The following is a 25,706-nucleotide window of genomic DNA, read 5'->3' as shown; positions in this document are numbered from 1 at the left end:
GGCGCCCTCAGCCGTGGCCGTGGGGAGTTGTCCACAGGTCCGTCCACACCTGTGGATCGAACTACTGTTCGAGGTCCGCGGGCCCCTCCGCCACGGCCATCCCGAGCTGGTCGGCGACCAGGCCCATGACGTCCTGTACCGCCACCGTGTCGGCCAGCGGCATCACCGCGCTCTCCGCCAGGCCCGCCTTGACCCCCTCGGTGACCTCGGCGATCTCGTGGGAGTAGCCGGCGCCGGTGGCCGGCAGGTGGAGCTCCTCGGGCTCGCCGCCGTTGCGGTGCACGAGCAGCCGGGAGGGGTGGTGGAAGCGCGGCGGCACCTCGATCCAGCCGCCCGTGCCCACGACCCGCGCCATCCCGGGGGACTGGCAGCGCAGCGAGGCGAACAGGGTGGCGCTGCGGCCCTCGGGGTAGCCGAGCAGGATCGCCTCCTCGACGTCGACGCCCTCCTCGACCATGTGGCCGTGCACGGTGACCGTCTCGGGGTCGCCGAGCACCATCTGCGCGAACGAGATCAGATAGACGGACAGGTCGAACAGGGCGCCCCCGCCGAGCGCGGGGTTGTAGAAGCGGTCGTCCGGGCTGGTGGGCTGCTGGGCGCCCAGGTCCGCCTGGACCGCCATGACCTCGCCGATCGCGCCCTCGGCGATCAGCTCCCGCATCCGCACGATCGCGGGCTGGAAGCGCGTCCACATCGCCTCCATCACGAACACGCCCCGCTCCGCCGCGAGCGCCGCGATCTCGCGGGTGGCCTCGGGCGTGACGGTGAAGGCCTTCTCGACCAGCAGCGCCTTCCCCGCCCCGATCCCGGCGAGGGCCACGGCGCGGTGCAGCGGGTGCGGGGTGGCGATGTAGAGGACGTCGACCTCGGGGTCCTCCACGATCCCGCGGTAGGTGTCGTGCACCGTGCCCGCGCCGACCTCGGCGGCGAAGGCCTCCGCCCGCCCCTTCGACCGCGACGCGACCGCGACCACCTCGGCGTCGGGCACGTGCACGAAGTCCGCCGCCACCTTCCGCGCGATGCGCCCCGGCCCGACGATTCCCCAGCGGACGGTCACCTGACCCCCTCCATGAGCCGCTTCAGCAGCGGCGTCGACAACGCGACGAGCAGCCCGACCACGATCGCGACGGCCCCGAGCACCCCGAAGTACGCGCGCTCGGAGTCCTCGCCGTAGAAGCCTGCCAGGGCCCCCGACAGCGCCGAACCCAGCGCCACGGAGAGGAAGAACAGCCCGACCATCTGCGCACGGAACGCCTCCGGCGCCAGCTTGGTCGACACCGACAGCCCCACCGGCGAGATCATCAGCTCGGCGATCGTGAACACGAAGAGGATGCCGATCAGGCCGAGCAGCGGCGCGCTGTTCGGGCCCCCGCCCGCCATCGGCAGGAACAGCAGGAAGGCGACGCCCATGATCGCCGCGCCGAGCCCGAACTTCACCGGGGTCGCCGGCTGGCGCGGGCCGAGCTTCGTCCACAGGGCGGCGAAGGCGCCGGACAGCACGATGACGAAGATCGGGTTGATCGACTGGACCCACGCGACCGGGAACTCCCAGCCGAACAGGTTCCGGTCCAGCCGCTGGTCGGAGTAGATCGTGACCACCGTGAACTGCTGCTGGTAGAGCGACCAGAAGGCCGCGCTGGCGATCCACAGCGGGATGAACGCGAGCACCCGGTGCCGCTCGACGGGGGTCACCCGCCGGCTGCCGAGCATGAGGGCGAAGTAGCCGACGGCGGCCGCGCAGGTCACGACGATCACCGCGAGGTCGAGCCGGTCCGCGCTCAGCACGCCGGTGAGGGCCAGCACGAGGATCACGACGACGGCGAGGGCGCCGACCACGATCACGCGCACCCGCTCGCGGTCGCCCAGCGGGGACGGGACCTCGTGCGCCTTCGGCGGCAGGTTCTTGCGCCGGATCGCGTACTGGACCAGCCCGGCGGCCATGCCGACCGCGGCGAGGCCGAAGCCGAGGTGGAAGCCCGCGGTGGACTGCAGCAGCCCGGTGAGCAGCGGGCCGACCAGGGCACCGAGGTTGATGCCGAGGTAGAACAGCGAGAACCCGGCGTCGCGGCGCTCGTCACCCGGCGCGTAGAGAGTGCCGACGAGGGCCGTGGCGTTGCCCTTCACCCCGCCGCTGCCCAGCGCGACCAGCACCAGCCCGACGCCGACGCCGGCCAGGCCCGGGATCACCGCGAGCGCGACGTGCCCGGCCATGACCACGATCGCGGCGTAGAACAGGGTCCGCTCCGCGCCCAGCACCCGGTCGGCGAGCCAGGTGCCGACGATCGTCGACAGGTAGACCAGGCCGCCGTAGGCCCCGACGATGCCGGCGGCGGTGGCCTCCGGGATCCCCAGGCCGCCCTGCTCCGCGGTGTAGTACAGGTAGATCAGCAGGATGCCCTGCATGCCGTAGAAGGAGAACCTCTCCCACATCTCCACCCCGAACAGGGCGGACAGCAGGGACGGCTGGCCGAAGAAGCCGCGGTCGGCGCGCTCCTCGGTCAGCGGTCGGACGTCGCTCATGCCGGACACCCTGTCACCGCAGGTCGTCGGGCGTCGCACCGGAGCACCGATCGGCTCACAACCGCCGGTAACCCGGATGGACGCCCGGGGTGAGGCCGTGGGCGTCGGCCAGACGGGCGAGCAGGTCGCGGAGCCGGGCGCGGTCGGCCTCGGCGAGCGGGCCGCAGATCGCGTCGTCGTGCGCCCGGCCGACCTCGCCGATCCGCCGCAGCAGGGCCTCGCCGGCCTCGGTGAGGTGCAGGGCGTGCAGGCGCCGGTCGTCGGGGTTGCGGCGGCGCTCCACCAGCCCGCGCTCGTCCAGCCCGTCGACCAGCGCGACGAGCCGGCTGGGCGGCGTGCCCAGCAGCCGGGCCAGCGCCTGCTGCGAGCGCCCCGGCTCGGCCGCGATGGCGCGCAGCAGCCCGGTCTGCGGCGGCGTGAGGTCCAGCTCCGCGATCCGCTCGGCGAACCGGCCCGCGGCGTAGGCCCCCAGCTGGGCCAGCAGGAACGCGGAACCGGGGCCGCTGGGGTCGATCACGCCGGAACCGTATCCGTTGACAAACCGTATACACAAGTGAACAATTCTCGCGTGTAACCGATCTGAGGGGGAATGATGACCACGGACACCACCCGGCCCGCCGCCACCCGTCCCGACCGCCAGGGCGGCCCACCGCTCCTGGTGCCGGCGCTCGCCTTCGCCGCGCTCACGGTTGCCGGGGCCGTGCTCGGCTCCTCCGGTCCCCGGCCCGGCACCGGTGCCGCGGACGTCCTCGCCTGGACCGCCGGCCACGGGACCGTGCTGTCCGTCGGAGCTGCGCTGCTGCTCGGGTCGGCGTTCCCGCTGGTCGTCTACGCCGCCACGGCGGTGCGGCGGCTCCAGCGGCTCGGCGTCTCCGCACCGGGGCCGCTCATGGGCTTCGCCGGCGCCGTGCTGGCCGCGGGCGCGCTGAGCCTCAGCGCGCTGACGGGCTGGGTCGCCGCGCAGACCGCGGGCCTGGGGGACGCCGCGCTGGCCCGCGCCCTCGTCTGGCTCTGGTTCGCGACCGGCGGCATCGGCTTCGCCGCGCCGCTCGGTCTGCTGATGCTCGGCCTCGGGGTGCCCGCGCTGATCCGCGGGCTCGTGCCGCGGTGGCTCGCGTGGGCCGCGCTGGTGATCGGCGGACTGGCCGTGCTCAGCACGTTCGCCCTGATCACGGACGTGCTCTACCCGCTCATCCCCGTCGGGCGGTTCGGCGGCGTCGTCGTGCTGCTGGCCTTCGCCGTGGCCCTGCCGACCACCGCGCGCCGCGGCGTGACGACGGAGGCGGCCCGATGAGCCGGCCCTTCCGCTTCGGGATCGTCGCGGCGCCGCAGGGCCCGGGCGAGACGTGGACGGCCCGCGCGCGCCGGATCGCCGACCTCGGCTACTCGACCCTGCTCACTCCGGACAACCTGCACCTGCACGCACCCCTGCCCGCGCTGGCCGCCGCGGCCACCGCCGTCCCCGACCTGCGGGTCTGCCCGTTCGTGCTGGCCGGGCCGCTGCGCACCGCCCGCGCCACGGCGTGGGAGGCGCACACGATGACCGCGCTGACCGGCGGCCGGTTCGACCTGGGCATCGGCACGGGACGCCCGGACGCCCGTGCCGAGGCCACGGCGCTCGGCATGCCCTGGGGCACCGCGGCCGAGCGGCTCGCCCAGGTCCGGGCCGCCGTCGCCGCGCTGCGCGAGCTCGACGGGGACGCGCACACGCCCGTGCTGATGGCCGCGTCCGGGCCGAGGGCGCTCGGTCTCGCGGCGGAGGTCGCCGACGTCGTGACCCTGGCCGCACAGCCCACCACGCCGCGCGCGGAGGTGGCGCGGATGGCCGCGGACCTGTGGGAACGCGCCGGCGGTCGCGACCTCGAGATCGCGATGAACGTCTTCGTGGTGGGCGAGGAGATCCCGGACCGGGCGGTCCGGTGGGCCGGCCCGGGCGCGGCGGAGGCGCTGCGCGACCCCGACACCCTCGTGGTGCTGCGGGGCACGCCGGACGAGATGGCCGCCGAGCTCGAACGGCGGCGGGCCGAGCTGGGCGTGAGCTACCTGGCCGTGAGCGAGCCGTTCGCGGAGGCGCTGGCCCCGGTGGTGGAGCGGCTCACGGGCCGCTGAATCCGGGGTCGCGGTGGTCGCCGCCGAGGGGCCAGGTGGCCAGGTCGTCGTACTGCGGCCCGGGGCGGCTGCGGACCAGGCGCAGCGTGTCGGCCCGCCAGGTCCGGCCGGTGAACCCCGCCAGCGCCCGGACCGCCGGGGCGAGCCCGCCGACGCCGCCCCGGCCGCGGGCCAGGGTGAGGTGCGCCGCGAAGCGCCGGTCCTCCAGCGCGACACCGGCGGCCCGGGCGACCGCCGCCACCTCGGCCGCGAGCGCGCCGAGCCCCGCCGTGTCCCCGGCCAGCCCGGTCCACAGCACCCGCTCGCCGAACCGGCCTGCACCGGTCAGGGCGAGCTCGACGGGGGCGGACCGGGCCGCGACCCCGGCGAGGCCGGCCCGCACGCCGTCGACGGTGTCCTCGTCGAGCTCGCCGAGGAAGGCGAGGGTGAGGTGCCACTGCTCCGGCCGCGTCCACCGCGGCCCGCGGAGGTTCCGCTGCACCGGCGCCAGCGCGGCGGCCAGCTCCGCGAGCGCCTCGGGAGGCGGGACGACGGCCACGAACACACGCACGACCCGATCCTGCCCGGTGCGCGAACCCGCCGTGATGTGCCTCCGCCGCCGGTTAGGCTCGGACGGGTGACACTCGTCGTGAGCCGGTTGGCCCGGTACCCCGTGAAGTCCTGCCGCGGCGCCGGGGTCACGGAGGCACGCGTGGAGCCGTGGGGCCTGGCGGGGGACCGCCGCTGGATGGTCACCGAGCCGGACGGCACCTTCGTCACCGCCCGGGCTCTGCCCCGGCTCCTGCTGGTCCACCCCGAACCCGACGGGCAGGGCCTGGTCCTGCACGGCCCGGGCGCCGCACCGCTGCCCGTGCCGGTGCCCGACGGCGGCCCGCTGGTGGACGTCGTCGTCTGGCGGGACCGGGTCAAGGCCACGTACGCCGGGGACGCGGCGGCCGCGTGGCTCACCGAGCTCCTCGGCCGGCCGCTGCAGCTGGTGCACCTCGACGACCCGCGCCGCCGGCCCGTCGACCCCGAGTTCGGCGCCGCCGGCGACACCGTCTCCTTCGCCGACGGCTACCCCCTGCTGCTCACCACGGACGGCTCGCTCGCGGCCCTGAACGAGCTGATCGCCGCGGGGCCGAACCCGGGCGAGGGCCCGGTTCCCATGACCCGGTTCCGGCCAAGCGTGGTCGTGGCCGGGTCGGCGCCGTGGGCGGAGGACGGCTGGACCGCGCTGCGGATCGGCGAGGCCCGGTTCCGCGTGGTCAAGCCCTGCGGCCGCTGCGTGGTCACCACCCTCGACCCGGACACGGCCGAGCGGGGCCGCGAGCCGCTGGCCACGCTGGCCCGGCACCGGCGGATCGGCAAGAAGGCCGTGTTCGGGACGAACCTCGTGCCGGACACCCCGGGCGTCACGATCCGGGTGGGGGACGAGGTCGAGCCGCTGGAGTGACCGGGGCGGCAACGGTGAACCGCGTCGGGCCCGGAGCCGTGTCTCCTCGTGCCGGCGCCCGCACGGGTACCGGCGTGCCACGCCGAGGAGTACCACCCATGACCGTGACCACCCCGTCGGAGACCGCGCCGCCGCCCGCGTCCGACGATCGGCCGCGCCGCGCCCGGCGGATCGGCTCCGTGCTGCTCACGGCGCTCGCGGCGGTGCTGGTGCTGGTCGCGCTCACCGCGCCGGCGGAGGTCGTGCAGCTGGAGCCGCTCGCCTTCCTCCGGCTGCCGGTCGAGGGCCTGGCCGGGGCCGAGCTGCTGCTCCTGCTGCGCGGGCGGGCCCGCCGGGTCGCCGCGCTCGCCGGCGGGGCGCTGCTCGGGGTGCTGCTCCTGCTGCGGGTCACCGACCTGGGCTTCCGCTCCGTGCTGGTCCGCCCCTTCGACCCCGTGCTCGACGGCGCGCTGCTCGGCAACGCCGTCGACTTCCTGAACGGGTCGTTCGGCCGGGCGGGCGGCATCGCGGCGATGATCGGGGCCGGGCTGCTCGTCGTCGCCGTGCCGGTGCTCCTGGCGCTCGCGGTGCGCCGGCTGGCCGGTCTCCTGGGCGAGCACCGACGGACGAGCGCCCGGGTCGTGGCGGTGCTGACCGCGGCCTGGGTGGTGTGTGCCGTGCTCGGGGCGCAGCTCCTGCCGCCGGTCCCGTTCGCCGCTCGCAGCGCCGCCTCACTGGCCTGGGCCACGGCGGAGCAGGTGCCGGTCAGCATCGCCGACGAGCGGGAGTTCGCCCGCCAGGCCTCCGTCGACGCCTTCCGCGACACCCCGCCCGACCAGCTGCTCGGCGCGCTGAAGGGCAAGGACGTCGTCGTCGCGTACGTGGAGAGCTACGGGCGCAGCGCCGTCGAGGACCCGCAGTACGCGGCCGGGGTCGGGGCGACCCTGGAACGCGGCGACCGGGACCTGGCCGCCGCCGGCTTCGGGAGCCGCAGCGGGTGGCTGACCTCCCCGATCGCGGGCGGCGGGAGCTGGCTCGCGCACGCGACCTTCCTGTCCGGGCTGTGGATCGACAACCAGCAGCGCTACCGCAGCCTCACCTCCAGCGACCGGCTCACCCTGACCAAGGCCTTCCAGCGCGGAGACTGGCGCACGGCGGACGTGATGCCAGGGACCAGCGCGGCCTGGCCCGAGGGCGCCTTCTACGGCGTCGACCGGCACTACGACGTCCACGCCCTCGGCTACCGGGGGCTGAACTACAGCTGGTCACCCATGCCGGACCAGTTCGCGCTGTCGAGGTTCCAGGAGCTCGAGTACGGCGTGCCCGGCCGCGGGCCGCTGATGAGCGAGGTCACACTGACCTCCAGCCACGTGCCCTGGACGCCGGTGCCGACCATGCGGGACTGGAACTCGCTGGGCGACGGCAGCGTGTACGACGAGGAGGTGCGCGCGGCCGCCCCGCCGGACGTCGTGTGGAGCGACCCGGCCCGGGTGCGCGACAGCTACCGGCGCACGATCCAGTACTCGCTCGAGGCCCTGACCTCGTGGGTGACGCACTACGGCGACGACGACCTGGTGCTGATCGTGCTCGGCGACCACCAGCCCGCGCCGATCATCACCGGCGGGAGCCCGAACCACGACGTCCCGATCTCGGTCGTGACCAGGGACAGGACGGTGCTGGACAAGGTCGCCGCCTGGCAGTGGCAGCCGGGCCTGACGCCGGCGACCGACGCGCCGGTGTGGCGCATGGACGCCTTCCGCGACCGCTTCCTCGACACCTTCCGCTGAGCTCAGGCGGGCAGGGCCAGCAGGTCGACGTGCCCGACCTCGCCCCGGAGCTCGCCGGACCGGAGCCCGGCGAGGCGTCGTCGCAGGTAGGGGCCGGCCTCCCGGGCCAGCGCGGGCTCCTGCGCGCACGCGGCGGCGATCCAGCCGCGCAGCCACTCCTCGGTCAGCTCCGGGTGCGCGGGGCCGAGCCGCCAGGGGCTCGGCCGGACCGTCACCTCGGCGCCGAGCGCGCGGAACGCCTCGGCCGCCACGGCACCGGCGTCGGGCCCGAGCAGGCGGCGGCCGTCGACGACCCGGCGCTGGTGGGCGTCGAACGCGGCGGCGAGGTCGGCGTCGAGCGGCTCGGCCGGGTCGAGGCGGGCCCCGCCCGTCACGGACAGGGTGAACAGGGCCGCGGCCCCGGCGTCGACGCAGAGTCCGGCGAGCCGGTGCACCTCCTCCCCGGTGAGCAGGTCGAGGAGGGCCGAGCAGGTCACCAGCGAGGTGCCTGCCAGGTCGGTGAGCTCGGCCAGCTCCCCCTCGACGGGCTCGCCGGGCACGGACCCCGCGGCGATGGCCAGCAACCGCGGGTCGCGGTCGTGCAGGTACCAGCGGTGCGGCCGGGGCAGGCGCGGGGCGAGCCAGCGACCCATCGACCCGCTGCCGCAGCCCAGGTCGCGGACCACGAGCGGCGGCTCCAGGCGCGCCGCGACGAGGGAGGCGAGGTCGGCGGCCCGGGCCCCGGCGTCGGCCGGCTCGCGCAGCGCGAGCCAATCCGGTTCACAGACGGGCGACCCCGGGGTACTCATCCTCGCGTCCCATTCCATCCGCGCCCCTCCCGGTTGAACCGCCGGCCGCACCCGTCCGTGTAGGAGATGTGTACCTGCAGAGCCCCCTGACGACCTCCCCCGGCACGGCCCTCCCGCTCGACCGGCAGCAGGCCGCGGCGGCCGGCGCCCAGCTCGTGCTGCTCACCGCGCTCACGGCGGCGACCGGACTGGGCCCCGCCGGCTGGCTGGCCGGCGCCGCCTACGCGGCCGGGTTGCACGCGCTGCTGGGCGGGGCCGCCCGCCGCGCCCGGGCGGAGACGCTGGGGCCGGCGGACCTGGTCACGCTCGGCCGGGCGGTGCTGATCGGCGGGGTGACGGCGCTGGTCGTCGACGGGCTGGGGTCGGTGGGGCCCGCGGTGCTCCCGCTCGTCGGGCTGGCCTCGGTCGCCCTGGCGCTCGACTTCGTCGACGGCCGGGTGGCCCGCCGCACCGGGACCGCGAGCGCACTGGGGGCGCGGTTCGACATGGAGACGGACGCCTTCCTGCTGCTCGTGCTGAGCGTGCAGGTCGCCGCCGTCGCCGGGCCCTGGGTGCTGGTCATCGGCGGGCTGCGGTACGCGTTCGTCGCCGCGGGCCGGGTGCTGCCATGGCTGACCGGAAGCCTCCCGCCCCGGTTCTCCGCGAAGGCCGTGGCCGCGGCGCAGGGAATCGTGCTCGTGGTGGCCGCGGCGGGGATCCTGCCGGTGGCCGCCGCCGTCGTGCTCGTGGCGGGGGCCCTGACCGCGCTGCTGTGGTCCTTCGGCCGCGACACCCTGGTGCTGTACCGGCGGCGGGCCGCCCTCTAGCTCCGCGGACCACCGCCTCCGGGGCTACTTCCCGAGGGCCTGCACGCCGGCCGCGGCCAGGGGCTCGACCGCGCCGCCGACCGTCTCGAAGCCCTCGCCGAGGGTCTTGCCCGCCACGAACCGGGCGTGGATGCCCTCCGCGATCACCGCGGCCTTGAAGTAGCCGAGGGCCAGGTAGAAGGGCCAGTCGCCGACGTCGCGGCCCGAGGTCTTCGCGTAGCGCGCCACCAGCTCCTCCCCCCGGGGCATCCGGGGCGAGGTGGCCGCCGCACCGCCCGCGAGCACCGGGTCGAACACCGGGTCGGAGTAGGCGACGTGCAGGCCGAGGTCCGAGAGCGGGTCGCCGAGCGTGGACATCTCCCAGTCGACGAGCGCCCGCACCTCGGTGACGTCCGTGGGCGCGAGGATCGCGTTGTCGATGCGGAAGTCGCCGTGCACGATCGACGCACCGGACTCCTCCGGGGTGATCTCGGCCAGCCGGGTGTGCAGGGTCTCGACGTCCGGCACCTCCCGGGTCCGCACCCGCGTCCACTGGTCGTACCAGCGCCGGACCTGCCGGCCCAGGTAACCCTGCGGTCGCCCGAAGTTCTCCAGCCCGACGGACACCGGGTCCACCGCGTGCAGCGCGGCCAGGGCGTCGATCAGCGCGAAGGCACAGTCGTGCACCTCGGTGTCCGTGAGCGCGGCGAGCTCCTCGCCGGTGCGGATCACCCGGCCGTCCACGAACTCGACGACGGCGAACGGCGCCCCGATCACCGAGTCGTCCTCGCACTGCACGATCGGCCGCGCGACCGGCACCCCGTGCCCGTACAGCGCCGCGACCACCGTGTACTCGCGCTTCATGTCGTGCGCCGACGGCGTGAGCCCGCCCAGCGGGGGCCGCCGCAGCACCCAGGTCTGCGTGCCGTCCGTGAGCCGGTAGGTGAGGTTCGAGCGGCCGCCGTGCAGCAGCTCGGCGCTCAGCGAGCCGGTGCCCGGGACGTGCTCGTCGACGTACGCCTGCAGCTTCGGCAGGTCGAGTCCCTGCACGGCCACGGTGCCTCCCTCGGTCGTCGGCTTCCTCGTCGGCTAACGAGTGCTAGCCCCCATCGGAGCACATCACGGGAGTACTGTCACGGTCACGGCTATCACTCGTTAGCCATCAGGGGGTGACATGGGCACGGCGAGCGCCATCCGCGTGGCCGCGCTCGAACTGTTCGCCGCCCGCGGCTACGAGGGCACCACCATGGCCGACATCGGCGCGGCGGTGGGCATCCGCGGGCCGAGCCTCTACAAGCACGTGGCGTCGAAGCAGGACCTGCTCGTCGAGCTGATGACCGCCACCATGGACGGGCTGCTGGACCTGCACCGCGCGGCGGTGGGCGGGACGGACGACCCGGTCGAGCGGCTGCGCCGCGCCGTCGACGCGCACGTCCGCTTCCACGCCCGGCACCGGCTCGAGGCGTTCGTCGGCGCCAGCGAGATGCGCAGCCTGGCCGAGCCGCACCGCGGGAAGGTGCTCGGCAAGCGGGCCGAGTACGAGCGCTCCTTCCGCCGGCTGGTCGAGGACGGGGTCGCGGCCGGGCGCTTCCACGTGCCGTCGGTCCGGCTCGCCTCCTACGCCGTCCTCGACCTCGGCATGGGGCTGGCCACCTGGTACCGCGAGGAGGGCGAGCTCAGCGAGAACGAGGTCGTGTGGCAGCAGACGGAGTTCGCGCTGCGGCTGGTGGGAGCGGGACAGGGGTGGACGGGCACGGGTCGGGACGGGTAGCCACGGGTCCATGCCCCGCGCACTCGTCGTCGTCCACGAGACCGATCCCCTCCGGCAGCGCCGGCTCCCGGGGACCGTGCTGCCGGCCCTCGCCGAGCAGGGCGTGGAGACCGAGATCGCGACCTTCCTCGGCGGCGGGCAGGTGCCGGACCCGGCCGACCACGACCTGGTCGTGGTGATGGGCTCGGCGCAGGCCGCCTACGACGACTCGCTGCCCTGGCTCGCGCTCGAGCTCGCCTTCCTGCGCCGGGCGGTCGAGGTCGGCACTCCCGTGCTCGGCATCTGCTTCGGCGGGCAGGCGCTCGCGCGGGTCCTGGGCGGGACCGTCGGCCGCGCCCCGGAGCCGGAGCGCGGCTTCGTCGACCTGGACACCCTCCGCCCGGACGTGCTGCCGGCGGGGCGGTGGATGGAGTTCCACTACGACGCCTTCTCCCTGCCGCCCGGGGCGGAGGAGCTGTCGCGCAACGCCGTCGCGCTGCAGGCCTTCGCGTTCGGGCCCCACCTGGGCGTGCAGTTCCACCCCGAGATCACCCCGGACGTCTTCGACGCCTGGTTCGAGTCGCGCCCACCCGACGTCCGCGCCGCGGTCGCCGCCGAGGTGGACCTCGAGGCGGTGCGCGCCGAGCTGGCCTCGCGCGCCGAGGAGCTGGCCGACGCCTGCCGGACCCTGGTCTCCGTTTTCCTCGAGCGGGCGGACCTTCCCACGGCCGCCTGAGACACAGCGGGACTCCTCCGCCGGCGTCGCGCCGATGGCCGCGCCACACCACGAACCGGTGGCGTCTCACCCCCGCCGACGCCGCACACGCAGGCGGCGGGGCCCGCGGAAGCTGACGTTGGGCGAGAAGTCGAGCACCTGCCCCGGGACGAGCTCGAGGTCGGGCGCCGCGGCCGTGAGCAGCTCGAGCAGGATCCGGAACTCCAGCCGGGCGAGTGGCGCGCCGAGGCAGAAGTGCACGCCCTTGCCGAACGCCAGGTGGGGCCTCGGCTCACGGTGCAGGTCGAACCGCTCCGGATCGGGGTGCGCGTCCGGGTCGCGGCCCGCGGCGCCGAGCAGGAGCAGCAGGCGGGCACCCTCCGGCAGGTCGACGCCACCGACCGACACCGGGCGCGTCGTGCGCCGGCGCCAGGCGATCACGCTGGTGTCGTAGCGGAGCACCTCCTCCACCGCCGCCGGTACGAGCGCGGGATCAGCGCAGAGCGCCTCCCACCGGGCACCGTCCTCCAGTAGCCGGCGCAGGCCGTTGGTCGTGAGGTTCGTGGTGGTCTCGTGCCCGGCGAAGCTCAGCCCGTACACGACGTTGACGATCTCGTCGACCGACAGGTCCTCCGAATCGGCGAGGTGGGCCCGGAGGAGGTCGCTGGTGTAGTCGTCCGCGGGATCGGCGAGCCGCGCGTGCACGAAGCCCTCGCAGTACCGCCAGTACCGCACCATGTTCCGGGCGATCCCCGTCTGCTCCTCGGCGGTCGGCCGGCCCCAGCTGAACGCGGTGCGGTTGCCGCACCAGCCGCGGAGCATCTCGGTGTCCTCCGGCGGGAAGCCGATCAGCGTGAAGATCATGGACGCGGGCAGCGGGAAGGTCAGGGCCTCGACGACGTCGGGTTCCGGCTCGCGCAGCATCGCGGCGATCAGCTCCGCGGCCCTCGACCGGATGGCCGGCTCCACGGTGGCGATGCGCCGGGCCGAGAAGGCGCGGGCCGTGTGGCGGCGCACCCGGGTGTGCTTCGGCGGGTCGCAGTTGGACATCGTCGGGGAGGCGCGGAAGCCGGCCAGCACCTCGCGTGCCTCCGGGGCGGGCGGGAACACCGGATCCTGCGCGATCGAGGCGGAGAAGGTCGTCGGATCGCGGAAGACCGCGTCGATGTCGGCGTGCCGGGTGACCGCCCACATGTCGAGGACCGGCAGGTACGCGACGGGGTCGTGCTCGCGCAGCTCCGCGAGCAGCGGGTACGGGTCGGCCAGGTAGGCCGCGTCGAACGGGTCCACGTCCGCGCGCACCGGGCAGCCACGGGTCTCGGGTGCGGTCATCGTCGACCTCCGTCGTCGGGTGCACCCCAGGATGGGCGGCACCCCTGGTCCCGTAAAGCACACACGGTCGACCCGGCTCACCCGCCGGGGGCGGCGTTCGTCGAGTTCTGCGGGAACCGGCGCGCTCAGCGCACGTGCACGGGGAGCGTCTCCACGCCGTAGACGATCGAGGCGTCCCGGAACTCCAGCTCGTCGACGGGGACCGCGAGCCGCAGGTCGGGAAAGCGGCGGAACAGGGCGGGGTAGGCGGCGCGCAGCTCCATCCGGGCCAGCTCGGCGCCGATGCAGCGGTGGATGCCGTGGCCGAAGGCGTAGTGCGAGGCGGGCGCGCGGTGCGGGTCGAAGGTGTCCAGCCGCTCGCCGTCCCGGTCCGCGGAGAGCAGCGAGCAGATCACCGCGTCGCCCTCCTTGACCGCGACCCCGCCGATCTCGACGTCCCGGGTGGCGAAGCGGGGGAAGGCCACCTGCACCACGGTGAGGTGGCGCAGCAGCTCCTCGACGATCTGCCCGGACGCGGCGTCGTCCTCGCGCACCAGCCGGGCGGCCTCGCGGTCCTCGAGCAGGGCGACGGTGCCGAGCGCGAGCATGCTTGCCGTGGTCTCGAACCCGCCGGTCAGGACGCCGTCGGCGAGGCCGGCGAGCTCCTCGTCGTCGACCCGGTCGCCGTGCTCGCGGATGATCATGCCGAGCAGCCCGTCCGTGGGCTCGTCGCGCTGCTTCTTGACCTGCTCGCGCAGGAAGACCAGCGAGTCCGAGATCGCGCCGAGCGAGGCGCTGGCCCCGCCGAGCAGGTCGAACCGGGCGGTCGCGACCTCCTGGAAGGCCTCGCGCTCGGCGTACGGCACCCCGAGCAGCTCGCAGATCACGAGCGACGGGATCGGCAGCGCGAACTCCTCGACCAGGTCGACCGGGCCGGGGGCCGCGTCCATCCGGTCGAGGCACTCCCCCACGATCTCCTCGATCCGCGGGGTGAGCCGGGCGAGCCGGCGCATCGTGAACTCGGGTGTGAGGAGCTTGCGCAGCCGGGTGTGGACCGGGGGGTCGGAGAAGCCGAGGCCGCCGGGGTTCTCGCTCTCGGCCATCCCGACCTGCACGGCGAGGTGGTTGAAGTCGCTGGAGTAGGTGTCGACGGAGCCCAGCACGGAGCGGACCTCGTCCCGCCCGGTGACCAGCCACACGTCGATCTTCAGGGGCAGGTCCAGCCGGCTCACCGGCGCGAGGGTCCGCGTCTCCGCCAGCGCGGGGACCGGGTCGAGTCCGGACCGCCGTAGCGGCATCAGCGCGGAGTCGGGGAGCAGGGACCCCAGGTCGAGACCCTTCTTGTTCATGCGGGTCAGCTGACGCCGGACCAACCAGGACGCGAGTCGTGCTCGGAGCGTGGGCAGCACGCGGGCGACCCTAGCGGGGCCGCGTGAACGGCCGATGCAAACGTCGATACGACGCTGAGACACCCCTGAGACGGCATTCGGCGGAGCGTGGCCCCGGTCACGGGACCGGGACCACGCCCGACCGCACGCAGCGACGCCCGTGCCGACCCCCCGGCGGTCGACCACCGGCACGGAACGGTGCTGGTACGGCAGTACCAGAACCTACCCGTCGTGACGTGGTGGACAAAGCCGTCCGATGGACCGCCCGGCTACCTAGCCCGCACCGACGAGGGGCTCGGGGCCGACGAGGTAGTCCGCGTCCCGGGCGTCCGTGATCAGCATGTGCCCGGGGGCGTGCGCGATCGCGAGCGAGGGCCGGGACTCGACGACCGCGGCCTGCGGGGTGACCCCGCACCCCCAGAACACCGGCACCTCGCCCTCGCGGACGGTCACGGCGTCGCCGTAGTCCGGGGCGGCCAGGTCGGCGATGCCCAGCTCGGCCGGGTCGCCGACGTGCACGGGCGCGCCGTGCACGGACGGGTACCGCGCGGTCACGGCGACGGCCGTGTCCACCAGGTGCTCGGGGACCGGGCGCATGGAGACGACCATCGGGCCGCCGAGCGCGCCGGCGCCGCGGCACCGCCGGTCCGTCCGGTACATCGGGACGTTGCGGCCCTCCTCCACGTGCCGGACGGGGACGCCGGCGGCCAGCAGCGCCCGCTCGAAGGTGAAGCTGCAGCCCACGAGGAAGGCGACGAGGTCGTCCCGCCAGAACTCGCGGGCGTCGGGCGTCTCGGCGACCTGCACGCCGTCCCGGTAGATCCGGTACAGCGGGATGTCCGTGCGGACGTCGCCGTCGAGGATCGGGCCGCCGAACTCGCCGGGCTCCAGGACGTCGAGCACGGGGCAGGGCTGCGGGTTGCGCTGCGCGAACAGCAGGAAGTCCCAGGCCAGCTCGCGGGGCAGTGCGATGAGGTTGGCCTGCGTGTAGCCCGGGCACCAGCCGGCGGTCGGGGTCACGAGGCCGGCGCGGAAGCGGGCGCGGGCCTCGGCGGGCGAGTCGGTCATGCGTTCTCCCTGCTCGGGCCTGGTGAGCGGCGGTGTCCCGCACTCACAGGCGGATGCGGACGGGTTGGCCGGGGCGGACCTGGGCGGCGCGGTCGACGTCGGCGTCGCGCAGCACCGCGATCACCGGGTAACCGCCGGTCACGGGATGGTCGGCGAGGAAGACGACGGGTTCGCCGCCCGGCGGCAGCTGGATCGCGCCGCGGGTCAGACCCTCGCTGGGCAGCGAACCGGCCCCCTCGGCGACCTCGAGCGTCCCGCCCTCCAGCCGCATCCCCACCCGGTCGGTCCGGCCCGAGGCGACCCAGCGCACGGTGGCCAGCGCGTCCGGGTCGACGGCGTGCTCGGCGCGCGGCCCGCGGACCGCGCGCAGGGTGACGAGCCCCTCGGGCGGGGGTGCGACGGGCGCGACGTCGATCAACGGGTAGGCCGCCGGTTCCGGGCCGACCGGCAGCTCGGCGCCCTTCTCCAGCGGCTCGGGCCCGATGCCGGAGAGGACGTCCGTGCTGCGCGAGCCGAGCACGGGCGGCACCGCGATCCCGCCGCGCACGCACAGGTAGGTCCGCAGCCCGGACGACGGCGGGCCGAGCCGCAGCTCCTGCCCCCGCCGGAGCCGGAGGACCGCGTGATGGCCCACCGGCCGCCCGTCGACGGTCGCCGGGGCGGGCGCGCCGGTCAGCGCGACCAGCAGGTCCCGCCGGGCCCGGGCGGTGAACCCGCCGAGCAGGATCTCGACGCCGGCGGCGCCCTCGTCGTCGTTGGCGACGAGGCGGTTGCCGAGACGGAGCGCGGCGCGGTCGGCCGCGCCGGACCGGCCGACGCCGATCGCGGCCAGCCCCGGCCGGCCCAGGTCCTGGACCAGGGCCTGCGGGCCGACCTGCAGGACCTCGATCACGACACCTCCACGAACCGGACCTCCGCGCCCGGCTGCAGCAGCGCCGGCGGGTCGCGGTCGAGGTCCCACAGCTGCGCCTCCGTGCGGCCGATCAGCTGCCACCCGCCGGGCGACGCGCGCGGGTAGACCCCGCTGAACTCCCCGGCCAGGCCGACCGACCCGGCCGGCACCCTGGTGCGGGCCTCCTCCCGGCGCGACACCTGCAACCGAGGGTCGCCGCCGGACAGGTACGCGAAGCCGGGGGCGAACCCGCCGAAGGCCACCCGCCACGGCGTGCCGGTGTGCGCGGCGACGATCCCGTCCCGGTCCAGGCCGGTCAGCCGGGCGACGTCGTCGAGGTCCGGACCGTCGTAGACCACGGGGATCTCGACGGTCCCGGCCGGTGCGCCCGCCTCCGCGGGCCGCACCTCGAGCGCGTCGAGCGCCGCGCGCAGCCGCCCGAGGTCGGACCCCGACCGCGCGACGAGCAGCACGGTCCGCGCCGCGGGGACGACGTCGAGCACCCCGGGCAGCCCGGCTTCCCGGCAGGCGTCCGCGAGCGCGACCACCTCGGCGATCTCCCCCTCCGGCTCCAGCAGGAGCGCGGCGTCGCCGTAGGGCAGGACCCTCACACGAACCCCTTCAGCTCCACACCGGCCTTCTCCAGGCCCTCGCGCACCGCGGTCGCCATGGCCACCGCCCCCGGGGAGTCGCCGTGCACGCACGCGGACTCGGCCGCCACCCGCACGTCCGAGCCGTCGATCGCGCGGACCACGCCCTCGTCGAGCATCCGCAGCAGGCGCGCGGTGACCTCCTCCGGATCGTGCAGGACGGCGCCCTGCTCGCGGCGGCTGACCAGCGCCCCCTCGGGCGTGTAGGCGCGGTCGACGAAGAACTCGGACACCCCGCGCAGGCCCGCCTCCTCGGCCGCGCGCAGCAGCTCCGAGCCGGGCAGCCCCAGGATCGGCAGCGAGGCGTCGTACTCGGCGACGGCCTGCACCACGGCCCGCGCCTGCTCGCGGTGGTGCACCGTCGCGTTGTAGAGCGCGCCGTGCGGCTTGACGTACCGCACGACCGTGCCCGCCACCCGGCACATCGCCTCCAGCCCGCCGAGCTGGAAGAGCACGTCCGCGACGAGCTCCGCGGCCGGGACGTCCATGAACCGCCGGCCGAAGCCCGCGAGGTCGTTGTAGGCGACCTGGGCGCCCACGACCACACCGTTCGCCGCCGCGGCCGCCACGGTTCGCCGCAGCGTCGCCGGGTCCCCGGCGTGGAACCCGCATGCGACGTTCGCGCTGGTCACCAGGCCGAGCATGGCCTCGTCGTCGCCCAGCTCCCAGCGGCCGAAGGACTCACCGAGGTCGGAGTTGAGATCGAGTGCGTTCACGACGGCTCCTCCGGAGGGACACGGGTCATGCGAACAGGCTGCCCACCGCGGACAGCGACGACCAGCCGAGGTACAGCGCGATCAGCCAGGCGAGGACGCCGACGCCGAGCAGCCAGCGCGGGTAGCGGTAGCCGCCGAGCAGGTCGCGGCGGCGCCAGGCCACCCAGAGGATGACGGTGAACCCGATCGGCAGGATCAGGCCGTTGAAGGCGCCGGCGAAGACCAGCATCGTGACGGGCGCGGTCCCGATCAGCAGGTAGACCAGCGCGCTCAGTCCGATGAACGCGATGGTGAGCAGGTTGCGGGTGCGCGGCGGGGTCCGCTCGGTCGTGAGGAAGGAGACCGAGGTGTAGGCCGCACCGATCACCGAGGTGATGGCCGCCGCCCAGAGGATCACGCCGAACAGCCGTAGCCCGACCTGGCCCGCCGCGGCCTGGAACGCGCTCGCCGCCGGGTTGTCCTTCGCCAGCGCGACGCCGCCCGCGACCACGCCGAGCACCGCCAGGAACAGCACGACCCGCATCACGCCCGTGACGACGATGCCGAGGACGGAGCTGCGGGTGATCGGCCCGACGTTCTCCGGCCCGGTCACGCCCGAGTCCAGCATCCGGTGCGCGCCGGCGTAGGTGATGTAGCCACCGACCGTGCCCCCGATCAGGGTGGTGATCGCCAGGAAGTTGACGGTGTCCGGCAGGACGAAGCTGCGCAGCGCCTCGCCGAGCGGGGGCTGCGACACGATCGCGACGTAGGTCGTCATGCCGATCATCAGGACGCCGAGCAGCACGACGATCCGGTCCAGCGCGACCCCGGCCCGCTTGCTCAGGAAGATCGCGATCGCGATCACCGCCGAGATCGCGCCGCCGATCTTCGCGTCCAGACCCAGCATCGCGTTCAGGCCGAGGCCCGTGCCCCCGACGTTGCCGATGTTGAAGACGAACCCGCCGATCAGCACGAGCGCGGCGAGCACCCAGCCGACGCCCGGTGCGACCCGGTTGCCCAGGTCCTGGGCCCGGCGGCCGGAGACGCCGACGACCCGCCACACGTTCAGCTGCACGGCGACGTCGATGAGGATCGACACCAGGATCGCGAAGGCGAAGGCCGCGCCGAGCTGGACGGTGAAGGTCGTGGTCTGGGTGATGAACCCGGGGCCGATGGCGCTGGTCGCCATCAGGAACATCGCGCCGAGCAGCGCGCCGCGCCCGCCCTTCGCGACGGTGGTGGCCGGGGCGGCGGTCGCGCCTCTGCCGCGGACCGCCGGGTCGCCGTCGCCTGCTGCCTTGCCGCCGTTCGCGCTCACGTGCCCTCCCGCGGGCCATGACCGGGCGAATCCCGGTCGCGTCGACTGCTGAGCGTATGGATTGCTCAACAATTCATCAAGAGGAAGCCCCGATACGGAAACACGATGGTCACGTACGCTCTCGACGTGACGATCGCGGATCCGGCCGGCGCCGCCCTCGCGTCGCTCGCCGGGGCGCGGGCCCTCGTGGCCCGCGCCCCGGCGGCCGAACGGGTGGCCGACGCGGTGCGGAACGAAGTGGTCGAGGGCCGTCTGCGTCCCGGTGGCCGACTACCCGAGCAGGCGCTGTCCCATGCGCTCGGGGTCTCCCGGAACACGGTGCGTGAGGCACTGTCACAGCTGGTCGCGGAGCGGGTGCTGGTCCGCGAGCCGAACCGCGGGGTGTTCGTCGCCGTCCCCGACGCCGACGCGGTGCGGGACGTCTACCGCGCCCGGCTGCTCATCGAGCCCGCCGCCGTGCGCGAGGGCGAGCGCGCGGACGATCCGGAGGCCGTCGGCCGGCTGCGGGCGGCCGTGCAGGAGGGCCGCGCGGCCGCCGCCCGGGCCGACTGGCCCGGGGTGGCCGGCGCCAACCAGCACTTCCACCGCGCGCTCGTCGGGCTCGCCGGCAGCGAGCGGCTGGACCAACAGATGGCCCTGCTGCTCGCCGAGATGCGGCTGGTCTTCCACCGGATGAGCGGCGTGCGCGAGTTCCACGAGCCCTACCTGGACGGCAACGACGCGATCACCCGGCTCGTCGAGGCCGGGGAGCGGGAGCGGGCGGCCCGGGAGGTCGCGAGCTACCTGCGGACGGCCGAGGCCCAGATCCTGGCGGCCTTCGCGGACCTGTGACGGCCCCCATCCGGCGAGGCGCTCACATTCCGTGGAGCGTCGGCGGGCGGCTGCCGCAGGATGGGGTCGCACGGAAGGGGACCGGATGACGCGCGTGCTCTCGACGGGCCGGACGACGCCCTCGTCGGCGGAGAACCTGTCCACGAAGCACGAGGCGCCGACCCCGGAGGACCTGGACCGCTTTCTCGCCGACGGCACCCCGGTGACCCCAGTCCCGTGAGCGCCTGGCAGCTCGTCCTCCTGTTCCTCGCCGGGATCGGCGGCGGCCTCACCGGCTCCGTCGCCGGGCTCGCCTCGCTCGTGTCCTACCCGGCGCTGCTGGCCGTCGGCCTGCCGCCGGTCGTCGCGAACGTGACCAACACCGTCGCGATGCTCGGGACGACCGCGGGCTCGGTCGCCGGGTCCCGCCCGGAGCTCGTCGGACAGGGCCGCACGCTGCTGCGGCTGTGCCTGCTCACCGGCGTCGGCGGGGCCGTCGGCGGCGCATTGCTGCTGGTAACGCCGTCGGACACGTTCGAGGTGATCGTGCCGTGGCTGATCGCGCTGGCCTCGGTCCTGCTGGTGGTGGCGCCGCGGCTGCGGCGGTGGGCCGAACGCCGGGCCGAGTCGTCCGGAACCGGTCGTGCGGCCACCCCGCTCGGCCCGCTCACCCTCGTCGCCGCCTTCGGGGTCGCGCTCTACGGCGGCTACTTCGGCGCGGCCGCGGGCGTGATGATGCTGGCGCTGCTGTCGGTGGCGTGGTCGCAGAGCCTCGCCCGCTCCAACGCGGCCAAGAACGTCGCGACCGGGGCCGCGAACGTCGTCGCGGCGGTGGTCTTCGCGTTCGTCGCGCCCGTGAACTGGGCCGCGGTCGGGGTGCTCGGGGCCGGGCTGCTCGTCGGGTCGCGGGTCGGGCCGGCGATCGTGCGGCGGGTGCCGGCCACGCCGCTGCGGATCGCCATCGCGCTCGCCGGGCTCGGACTGGCCGTGAGCCTGTGGCTCCAGGCCTGAGCGCCCCGGTGGTGGCCGCCACCGATGACTTCCGGGGTCCCGGCCGGTCCTCCCTGCCATGACGACGATCCAGCCGATCCTCGTGACGGCCGACCTGCCCGGGATGCTCGCCTTCTACCGCGGCCTGCTCGACGCCGAGGAGATCCTGCGCCAGCCGCCCGAGGGCGAGCCGTTCTACCTCGGGTTGCGGGCGGGCGCGGCCGAGTTCGGCCTGGTCAACGACGAGAAGGCGCCCGCCGGGCCGAGCCGCATCCTGCTCAGCATCGACGTGGACGACGTGCGGGCACGCCTCGAGCGCGTCGAGCCGCTCGGCGGCACGGTCCTCGGCCCGCCCAACGACATGCCCTGGGGCCAGCGGGTCGCGCACATCCAGGACCCGGACGGCAACGCCGTCAACCTGACCCAGCCCGTGCCCGCCTGACGGATTCCGAGATCGGGCCGGGCCGAGCCGCCCCCTGGTCAGGAGAGCGCGATCAGCACCGCGGCGGTGGCCGCCACGGCCAGGCCGAGCACCTGGCCGCGGGAGAGTCGCTCGCCGAGCACGACGACGCCGATCACGGCCGGCACCAGCGGGTAGAGCGAGGACAGCACCACGGCGACGGTCACGAACTCGCTCTGCGCCGCGACCAGGTAGGCGGCCAGCGCCAGCGCCGCGAGCACCCCGGCTCCGCCGGCCGCGGCCGCCTCGCGGGCCCCGGCCCGTCGTTCGGCGTTCGCGGGCAGGGCCCGCATGAGCGTGCACGCCAGAATCCCGACGGCGACGAGGGCGGTGACCCGGCCCGCGAGGACGGGCCACAACCCGGACGCGGGAGCGGCCCGGGCCAGCGCGAGGTACTGGATCGCGATCCCGACGCCGGAGACGAGTCCGTCCGTGACCGACCCGCGCGTGGGCCCGGACTCCGTCGCCGGGCCGGCGGAGCCCCGGGAGACCAGCCAGAGCGCGGGCAGGGCCAGCCCGACCCCGACCCACGTCGGCCAGGCCGGTCGCTCGCCGAGCACGGTGGCCCCGACCAGGACGGGCAGGGCGACGCCGCCGACCGCGCTCACCGGGACCACGACCGACATCGCGCCCCGGCCCATGCCCCGGAAGAGGAAGGCCATCGCGAGGCCGGTCCCGAGGCCGGACAGCCCGCCCCACAGCAGGGCGGGCGCCGCCGGCGACGCCGGCGTGAGCACGGGCGCGGCGACGGCGACCGCGAGCAGCCCGCCGAGCTGCCCCAGGAAGGCCACGCGCACCGCCCGCATCCGGCGGGCGACGATCCCCCCGACCACATCGGACAGCCCGTAGCTCAGCGCCGAGACCAGGGCCAGTGCTGCGCCCACGGGGTCACCGCCCCCGGTCCCGCTCGGCCTGACCCACGGGGCAGACGGCGCCCTCCGTGCACCGGGCCCGGTCGCAGAGCCGGCAGAGCACCTCGGAGCTGCCGACCTCGGCGTAGAGCTGCGTGAGGAGCCCCTCGAGGAGGCGGGTCAGGGCCCGGCGGTCGGCGTCGTCGAGACCGGCCAGGACCTGCTCGGTGCCCGCGGCCCGGGTCGCGAGGACCTCGACGACGGTTCGTTCCCCGGCCTCCGTCAGCGTGACCGGGACCGTCCGGCCCTCGCCGGGCCCGCGCCGGGCCAGATCCGCCGCCTCCAGCGACATCACCATCCGCGCGGTCGCCGGCTGGGAGAGCCCGACCCGCCGGCCGAGCTCGGTCACGCTCACCCCGGGCGCCTGGGCGAGCACCACCAGCGCCGCCGCGCCGCTGACGCTCACCCCGGCCGCCTCCCGGACCCGGGCCAGGATGAGGTCGGACAGCGCGAGCGCGGCGGCGCCGAGCAGGTTGCCGAGGCGCGACTCATGCATGAGTTATGCATACCCCGCGCCGCTGCGACCCAACCTTCCTGAGCGAGCGTTCAGTTCCGGGCGGATTCCTGGTAGTCCTGATCCATGGCCCGTCTCACGAAGCTCAGCCGGTCGGTCGCCGACCGGGTCGTCCTCGTCACCGGCGCCGCGAGCGGGATGGGGCGGGCGACCGCCCACCTGCTCGCCGACGAGGGCGCGAAGGTCGGGATCGTCGACCGCGACGCCGACGGACTCAAGGCCGTGGCCGACGAGATCCGCGGCGTCGGGGCCACGGTGCACCCCGTCGTCGCCGACGTGTCGGACCCCGCCGCGCCGGCCGCCGCCGTCGCCGAGATCCGGCAGGCCCTCGGCCCGATCGACGGCCTGGTCAACAACGCCGGCGTCAGCATCCACCTGCCCTTCGAGGACGACGGGTTCGCCGAGGCCTGGGCCACCACACTGGCCGTGAACCTCACCGCCCAGACCTTGTTCGCCCGCGCGGCGATGCCCGACCTCGTCCGCAACGGGGACGGCCGGATCGTCAACATCGCCTCCACCGAGGGCCTGGGCGCGACCGCCCAGATCGCCCCGTACACGAGCTCGAAGCACGGCGTGATCGGCCTGACCCGGTCGCTCGCCGTCGAGTACGGCAAGACCGGCGTGACCGTGAACTGCGTGTGCCCCGGCCCGATCCGCACCGGCATGACCGCCCGGATCCCGGACTCCGACAAGGAGATCTTCGCCCGCCGCCGGACCGCCCTGCGCCGCTACGGCGACCCGGAGGAGGTCGCGCACGCCACTGTCTCGCTGCTCATGCCCGCGTCGTCGTTCATCACCGGGGCGACCATCGTGGTCGACGGCGGTCTGACGATCCGGAACGCCTAGGTCCCCGCGCGACGAGCCCGTCCTCCCCACGGGCGGGTCGTCGCGCGGCCGCTCGCCCGCTCGTCGACGAACCTGAGAACACGACGTCGGACGTCCGGCGGGTCCGACTGCTCCCCACGGCGCAACCCGTGCCCATTCGCCTCGCGGTGGGCGCGAATCGGCGGTGCGGACGCAACCTCCCCTTCAGGTCGCGCGTCCTTCCGTCGTGCCGGGCCTACCGTCTCCGCCGACACGAGAGGAGACGCCGATGGGCCGCACGCACCTGATCCTGGCCGGCCTGGCCGCCGCCGGGGTCCTCACCCTCAGCGCCTGCGGTTCGGGGGCACAGGACCAGCAGATCGCCCCCCAGGCGCAGACCCAGATGCAGGGCCACGACATGTCGTCCATGCAGGGGCACGACATGTCGTCGACGAGCGGCGACATGGCCGGCATGCATCACGGCGACGGCGGGGTCGAGCTGTGGGCGGTGCAGAGCGGCCCCCTCGGGACCGTCGTCACCGACGCGGCGGGCCACGTCATGCACCGCTACGACGGCGACTCAGCCGCCCCCTCCACGACGACCTGCACCGAGGACTGCGCCGCGGAGTGGCCGCCGGTCCTGCTGGCCGACGGCCAGCAGCCGGAGCTGATGGGCGTCGACGCGAGCAAGGTCGGCACCGTCACCCGCGAGGACGGCACCAAGCAGGTCACCCTCGCCGGCTGGCCGCTCTACCGGTACGCCGGCGACGACGGCAGCCTCACCACCACCGCGGGCCAGGGCACGGGCGGCGCGTGGTTCGCCGTGAAGCCCGACGGCTCCAAGGTCACCTCCTAGACGGGGACCGCGAGCACGTAGTCGCCTACCTCATCGTCGCGCTCCATCTCGACGAGCCCGCGGGCGCGGGCGGCGCGGACGAAGGTCAGGAAGCCGTTGAAGCCGTAGCGCTTCTCGCTGAAGTCCGGCCGCCGCTTCCGGAGCTGGTTCTTCAGCCCGGAGAGCTGCGGGCGGCCCAGCTCGCGGACGACCTCGACGAGCAGGCCGAACGCGTCGTCCGGCCCGGGTTCCGGGAAGGTCACCGACGGGTCGCCCTGGGCCGAGCCCTCGGCGAGCTCGACCACCCCCTCCTCCTGCAGGTGCCGGAGCAGCTCCCCGAAGCCCCGGAAGCCGTGGTCGCCCTCGTCGAAGGTCGGGTCCTTGCGCAGGATCGCCCGCTTGATCCGGGAGGCGAGGACCGGGCCGTCCGTGTGCCGCTGCAGACCGGCCAGGGTGCTGGCCACGAGCTTGCCGACGTCCTCGCGGTCCTCCTCCACCGGCGCCGCCTCCTCGGGCTCCGGCTCCGGGGCCGGCCCCGGGTCCGGCGCGGTGACGACGATCCGGCTCCGCCCGCGCCGCGGGGCCGGCGTCGGCTCGACGCCCGGCAGCCGGTCGTAGAACAGGAACTCGTCGCAGGCGGGCGGCAGCAGCCGGGAGGTCGACGACTCGACGCCGATCCCGATCACCCGCTTGTCCAGCTCGCGCAGCTTGTGCACGAGCGGGGTGAAGTCGGAGTCGCCGGTGCCGATCGCGAACGTCGTGATGAACCCGCGCTCGTAGGCCAGCTCGATCGCGTCGACGGCGAGCTTGATGTCGGCGGCGTTCTTGCGCGCCACCCCGAGCCGCTGGGGGATCTCGATCAGCTCCACCTGCTGCCGGGTCAGCAGCCTGCGGTCCTCGTCGAAGGCCGACCAGTCCGCGTACGCCCGCCGGGCCACGACGCGGCCGCGCTCGGCCAGCGCGTCGGCGACGGGGCCCAGGTCGAAGGGCGCCACCCCCAGCCCGTCCCGCGCGCCGATCGCGAGGTTCTCGTAGTCGAGGAACAGCGCGATCCGTTCGTCGTCGTTCTCCACCGGGCGGAGCCTAGTGAGCGCGGCGCGTCGCGGCTGAGCAGCGGATCCGGGTCAGATCGGGGGAGCGGTGGATGAGACGCGACGAGCCCATCGATGAGTCCACAGGCCGGCGAGGGTCC

General features: G+C 75.0%; 29 protein-coding genes. 13 read left to right on the top strand and 16 right to left on the bottom strand.

Annotated elements, in window-relative coordinates:
* Positions 1–61 precede the first annotated feature (61 nt).
* From ABD990_RS31320 to ABD990_RS31310, 3 genes are read right to left on the bottom strand one after another with little or no spacing between them, the layout of a single operon-like run.
* Positions 62–1,057: a Gfo/Idh/MocA family protein gene (locus tag ABD990_RS31320; RefSeq protein WP_345384404.1), complete on the bottom strand. Its 996-nt coding sequence runs from the start codon at positions 1,055–1,057 to the stop codon at positions 62–64.
* The gene (locus ABD990_RS31315) at positions 1,054–2,520 is read right to left on the bottom strand and encodes a peptide MFS transporter (protein WP_345384403.1); all 1,467 of its coding nucleotides are present in this window, start codon (positions 2,518–2,520) and stop codon (positions 1,054–1,056) included. The genes ABD990_RS31320 and ABD990_RS31315 overlap by 4 nt, the downstream gene beginning before the upstream one ends.
* 55 nt (positions 2,521–2,575) lie before the next feature.
* The gene (locus ABD990_RS31310; RefSeq protein ID WP_345384402.1) at positions 2,576–3,037 is read right to left on the bottom strand and encodes a MarR family winged helix-turn-helix transcriptional regulator; all 462 of its coding nucleotides are present in this window, start codon (positions 3,035–3,037) and stop codon (positions 2,576–2,578) included.
* A 75-nt stretch (positions 3,038–3,112) separates the two neighbouring features.
* Here ABD990_RS31310 and ABD990_RS31305 point away from each other — a divergent pair, with 75 nt between their 5' ends.
* Together ABD990_RS31305 and ABD990_RS31300 are read left to right on the top strand one after the other, a co-directional pair.
* The gene (locus tag ABD990_RS31305; RefSeq protein ID WP_345384401.1) at positions 3,113–3,814 is read left to right on the top strand and encodes a DUF4386 domain-containing protein; all 702 of its coding nucleotides are present in this window, start codon (positions 3,113–3,115) and stop codon (positions 3,812–3,814) included.
* Positions 3,811–4,629, top strand: coding sequence for an LLM class flavin-dependent oxidoreductase (locus tag ABD990_RS31300; RefSeq protein ID WP_345384400.1), 819 nt, complete (start codon positions 3,811–3,813; stop codon positions 4,627–4,629). The genes ABD990_RS31305 and ABD990_RS31300 overlap by 4 nt, the downstream gene beginning before the upstream one ends.
* Here ABD990_RS31300 and thpR read toward each other — a convergent pair.
* The gene (gene thpR / locus ABD990_RS31295) at positions 4,616–5,179 is read right to left on the bottom strand and encodes an RNA 2',3'-cyclic phosphodiesterase (RefSeq protein ID WP_345384399.1); all 564 of its coding nucleotides are present in this window, start codon (positions 5,177–5,179) and stop codon (positions 4,616–4,618) included. The genes ABD990_RS31300 and thpR overlap by 14 nt on opposite strands.
* Positions 5,180–5,245: 66 nt before the next feature.
* Between thpR and ABD990_RS31290 the strand changes: the two genes are divergently transcribed.
* Together ABD990_RS31290 and ABD990_RS31285 are read left to right on the top strand one after the other, a co-directional pair.
* The gene (locus ABD990_RS31290) at positions 5,246–6,064 is read left to right on the top strand and encodes an MOSC domain-containing protein (RefSeq protein WP_345384398.1); all 819 of its coding nucleotides are present in this window, start codon (positions 5,246–5,248) and stop codon (positions 6,062–6,064) included.
* 98 nt (positions 6,065–6,162) lie between these two features.
* The gene (locus ABD990_RS31285; RefSeq protein ID WP_345384397.1) at positions 6,163–7,830 is read left to right on the top strand and encodes an alkaline phosphatase family protein; all 1,668 of its coding nucleotides are present in this window, start codon (positions 6,163–6,165) and stop codon (positions 7,828–7,830) included.
* 2 nt (positions 7,831–7,832) lie between these two features.
* Here the strand turns inward: ABD990_RS31285 and ABD990_RS31280 are convergent, their stop codons facing one another.
* Positions 7,833–8,618: a class I SAM-dependent methyltransferase gene (locus ABD990_RS31280; protein ID WP_345384396.1), complete on the bottom strand. Its 786-nt coding sequence runs from the start codon at positions 8,616–8,618 to the stop codon at positions 7,833–7,835.
* Positions 8,619–8,686: 68 nt separating this feature from the next.
* Here ABD990_RS31280 and ABD990_RS31275 point away from each other — a divergent pair, with 68 nt between their 5' ends.
* Positions 8,687–9,424, top strand: coding sequence for a CDP-alcohol phosphatidyltransferase family protein (locus ABD990_RS31275; RefSeq protein WP_345384395.1), 738 nt, complete (start codon positions 8,687–8,689; stop codon positions 9,422–9,424).
* Positions 9,425–9,448: 24 nt separating this feature from the next.
* On the opposite strand, the gene ABD990_RS31270 is transcribed toward ABD990_RS31275, so the two are convergent.
* Complete coding sequence (locus ABD990_RS31270; protein ID WP_425569698.1) at positions 9,449–10,453, bottom strand: phosphotransferase family protein; 1,005 nt, start codon at positions 10,451–10,453, stop codon at positions 9,449–9,451.
* A gap of 124 nt (positions 10,454–10,577) precedes the next feature.
* On the opposite strand from ABD990_RS31270, the gene ABD990_RS31265 reads away from it, so the two are divergent.
* Both ABD990_RS31265 and ABD990_RS31260 read left to right on the top strand, forming a co-directional pair.
* Entirely contained in the window at positions 10,578–11,174 is a 597-nt protein-coding gene (locus ABD990_RS31265; protein ID WP_345384393.1) for a TetR/AcrR family transcriptional regulator, read from the top strand.
* A gap of 10 nt (positions 11,175–11,184) precedes the next feature.
* Complete coding sequence (locus tag ABD990_RS31260) at positions 11,185–11,889, top strand: type 1 glutamine amidotransferase (RefSeq protein ID WP_345384392.1); 705 nt, start codon at positions 11,185–11,187, stop codon at positions 11,887–11,889.
* Between the two features lie 66 nt (positions 11,890–11,955).
* On the opposite strand, the gene ABD990_RS31255 is transcribed toward ABD990_RS31260, so the two are convergent.
* From ABD990_RS31255 to ABD990_RS31225, 7 genes are all read right to left on the bottom strand, one after another.
* Positions 11,956–13,200, bottom strand: a complete 1,245-nt coding sequence (locus ABD990_RS31255; protein ID WP_345384391.1) for a cytochrome P450 — start codon at positions 13,198–13,200, stop codon at positions 11,956–11,958.
* A 125-nt stretch (positions 13,201–13,325) separates the two neighbouring features.
* Positions 13,326–14,528 carry a cytochrome P450 gene (locus tag ABD990_RS31250; protein WP_345384434.1) on the bottom strand — a complete coding sequence of 401 codons (1,203 nt, stop codon included), beginning with the start codon at positions 14,526–14,528 and terminating at the stop codon, positions 13,326–13,328.
* Positions 14,529–14,840: 312 nt separating this feature from the next.
* Positions 14,841–15,635 (bottom strand): putative hydro-lyase, encoded by a 795-nt coding sequence (locus ABD990_RS31245; protein WP_345384390.1) that lies wholly within the window; start codon positions 15,633–15,635, stop codon positions 14,841–14,843.
* A gap of 43 nt (positions 15,636–15,678) precedes the next feature.
* On the bottom strand, positions 15,679–16,527 hold the full coding sequence (locus ABD990_RS31240; RefSeq protein ID WP_345384389.1) for a 5-oxoprolinase subunit C family protein: 849 nt from the start codon (positions 16,525–16,527) through the stop codon (positions 15,679–15,681).
* On the bottom strand, positions 16,524–17,138 hold the full coding sequence (locus tag ABD990_RS31235) for a 5-oxoprolinase subunit B family protein (RefSeq protein ID WP_345384388.1): 615 nt from the start codon (positions 17,136–17,138) through the stop codon (positions 16,524–16,526). The genes ABD990_RS31240 and ABD990_RS31235 overlap by 4 nt, the downstream gene beginning before the upstream one ends.
* A complete protein-coding gene (locus tag ABD990_RS31230; RefSeq protein WP_345384387.1) occupies positions 17,135–17,893 on the bottom strand; it encodes a LamB/YcsF family protein in 759 nt (252 codons plus the stop codon). The genes ABD990_RS31235 and ABD990_RS31230 overlap by 4 nt, the downstream gene beginning before the upstream one ends.
* 25 nt (positions 17,894–17,918) lie before the next feature.
* Positions 17,919–19,082, bottom strand: coding sequence for an NRAMP family divalent metal transporter (locus ABD990_RS31225; RefSeq protein WP_345384433.1), 1,164 nt, complete (start codon positions 19,080–19,082; stop codon positions 17,919–17,921).
* Between the two features lie 234 nt (positions 19,083–19,316).
* On the opposite strand from ABD990_RS31225, the gene ABD990_RS31220 reads away from it, so the two are divergent.
* From ABD990_RS31220 to ABD990_RS31205, 4 genes are all read left to right on the top strand, one after another.
* On the top strand, positions 19,317–20,021 hold the full coding sequence (locus tag ABD990_RS31220) for a GntR family transcriptional regulator (RefSeq protein WP_345384386.1): 705 nt from the start codon (positions 19,317–19,319) through the stop codon (positions 20,019–20,021).
* An 85-nt stretch (positions 20,022–20,106) separates the two neighbouring features.
* Positions 20,107–20,241 carry a hypothetical protein gene (locus tag ABD990_RS31215; RefSeq protein WP_345384385.1) on the top strand — a complete coding sequence of 45 codons (135 nt, stop codon included), beginning with the start codon at positions 20,107–20,109 and terminating at the stop codon, positions 20,239–20,241.
* Positions 20,238–21,011 carry a sulfite exporter TauE/SafE family protein gene (locus ABD990_RS31210; protein ID WP_345384384.1) on the top strand — a complete coding sequence of 258 codons (774 nt, stop codon included), beginning with the start codon at positions 20,238–20,240 and terminating at the stop codon, positions 21,009–21,011. The genes ABD990_RS31215 and ABD990_RS31210 overlap by 4 nt, the downstream gene beginning before the upstream one ends.
* Before the next feature lie 58 nt (positions 21,012–21,069).
* Positions 21,070–21,432 carry a VOC family protein gene (locus ABD990_RS31205; RefSeq protein ID WP_345384383.1) on the top strand — a complete coding sequence of 121 codons (363 nt, stop codon included), beginning with the start codon at positions 21,070–21,072 and terminating at the stop codon, positions 21,430–21,432.
* Positions 21,433–21,470: 38 nt separating this feature from the next.
* Here ABD990_RS31205 and ABD990_RS31200 read toward each other — a convergent pair whose 3' ends face one another.
* Both ABD990_RS31200 and ABD990_RS31195 read right to left on the bottom strand, forming a co-directional pair.
* Positions 21,471–22,334 carry an EamA family transporter gene (locus ABD990_RS31200; protein ID WP_345384382.1) on the bottom strand — a complete coding sequence of 288 codons (864 nt, stop codon included), beginning with the start codon at positions 22,332–22,334 and terminating at the stop codon, positions 21,471–21,473.
* A 4-nt stretch (positions 22,335–22,338) separates the two neighbouring features.
* A complete protein-coding gene (locus ABD990_RS31195) occupies positions 22,339–22,857 on the bottom strand; it encodes a MarR family winged helix-turn-helix transcriptional regulator (RefSeq protein ID WP_345384381.1) in 519 nt (172 codons plus the stop codon).
* An 84-nt stretch (positions 22,858–22,941) separates the two neighbouring features.
* Here ABD990_RS31195 and ABD990_RS31190 point away from each other — a divergent pair, with 84 nt between their 5' ends.
* Positions 22,942–23,721 (top strand): SDR family NAD(P)-dependent oxidoreductase, encoded by a 780-nt coding sequence (locus ABD990_RS31190; protein ID WP_345384380.1) that lies wholly within the window; start codon positions 22,942–22,944, stop codon positions 23,719–23,721.
* A 247-nt stretch (positions 23,722–23,968) separates the two neighbouring features.
* Positions 23,969–24,535 (top strand): hypothetical protein, encoded by a 567-nt coding sequence (locus ABD990_RS31185; RefSeq protein ID WP_345384379.1) that lies wholly within the window; start codon positions 23,969–23,971, stop codon positions 24,533–24,535.
* Here ABD990_RS31185 and ABD990_RS31180 read toward each other — a convergent pair.
* Positions 24,532–25,587: an NYN domain-containing protein gene (locus tag ABD990_RS31180; RefSeq protein WP_345384378.1), complete on the bottom strand. Its 1,056-nt coding sequence runs from the start codon at positions 25,585–25,587 to the stop codon at positions 24,532–24,534. The genes ABD990_RS31185 and ABD990_RS31180 overlap by 4 nt on opposite strands.
* Positions 25,588–25,706 lie beyond the last annotated feature (119 nt).

This window comes from Pseudonocardia yuanmonensis (assembly GCF_039542425.1).
In the GTDB taxonomy this organism is placed as follows: domain Bacteria; phylum Actinomycetota; class Actinomycetes; order Mycobacteriales; family Pseudonocardiaceae; genus Pseudonocardia; species Pseudonocardia yuanmonensis.
Note: the sequence above shows the minus strand (reverse complement) of the source record. Positions and strands in the feature narration are given on the sequence as shown.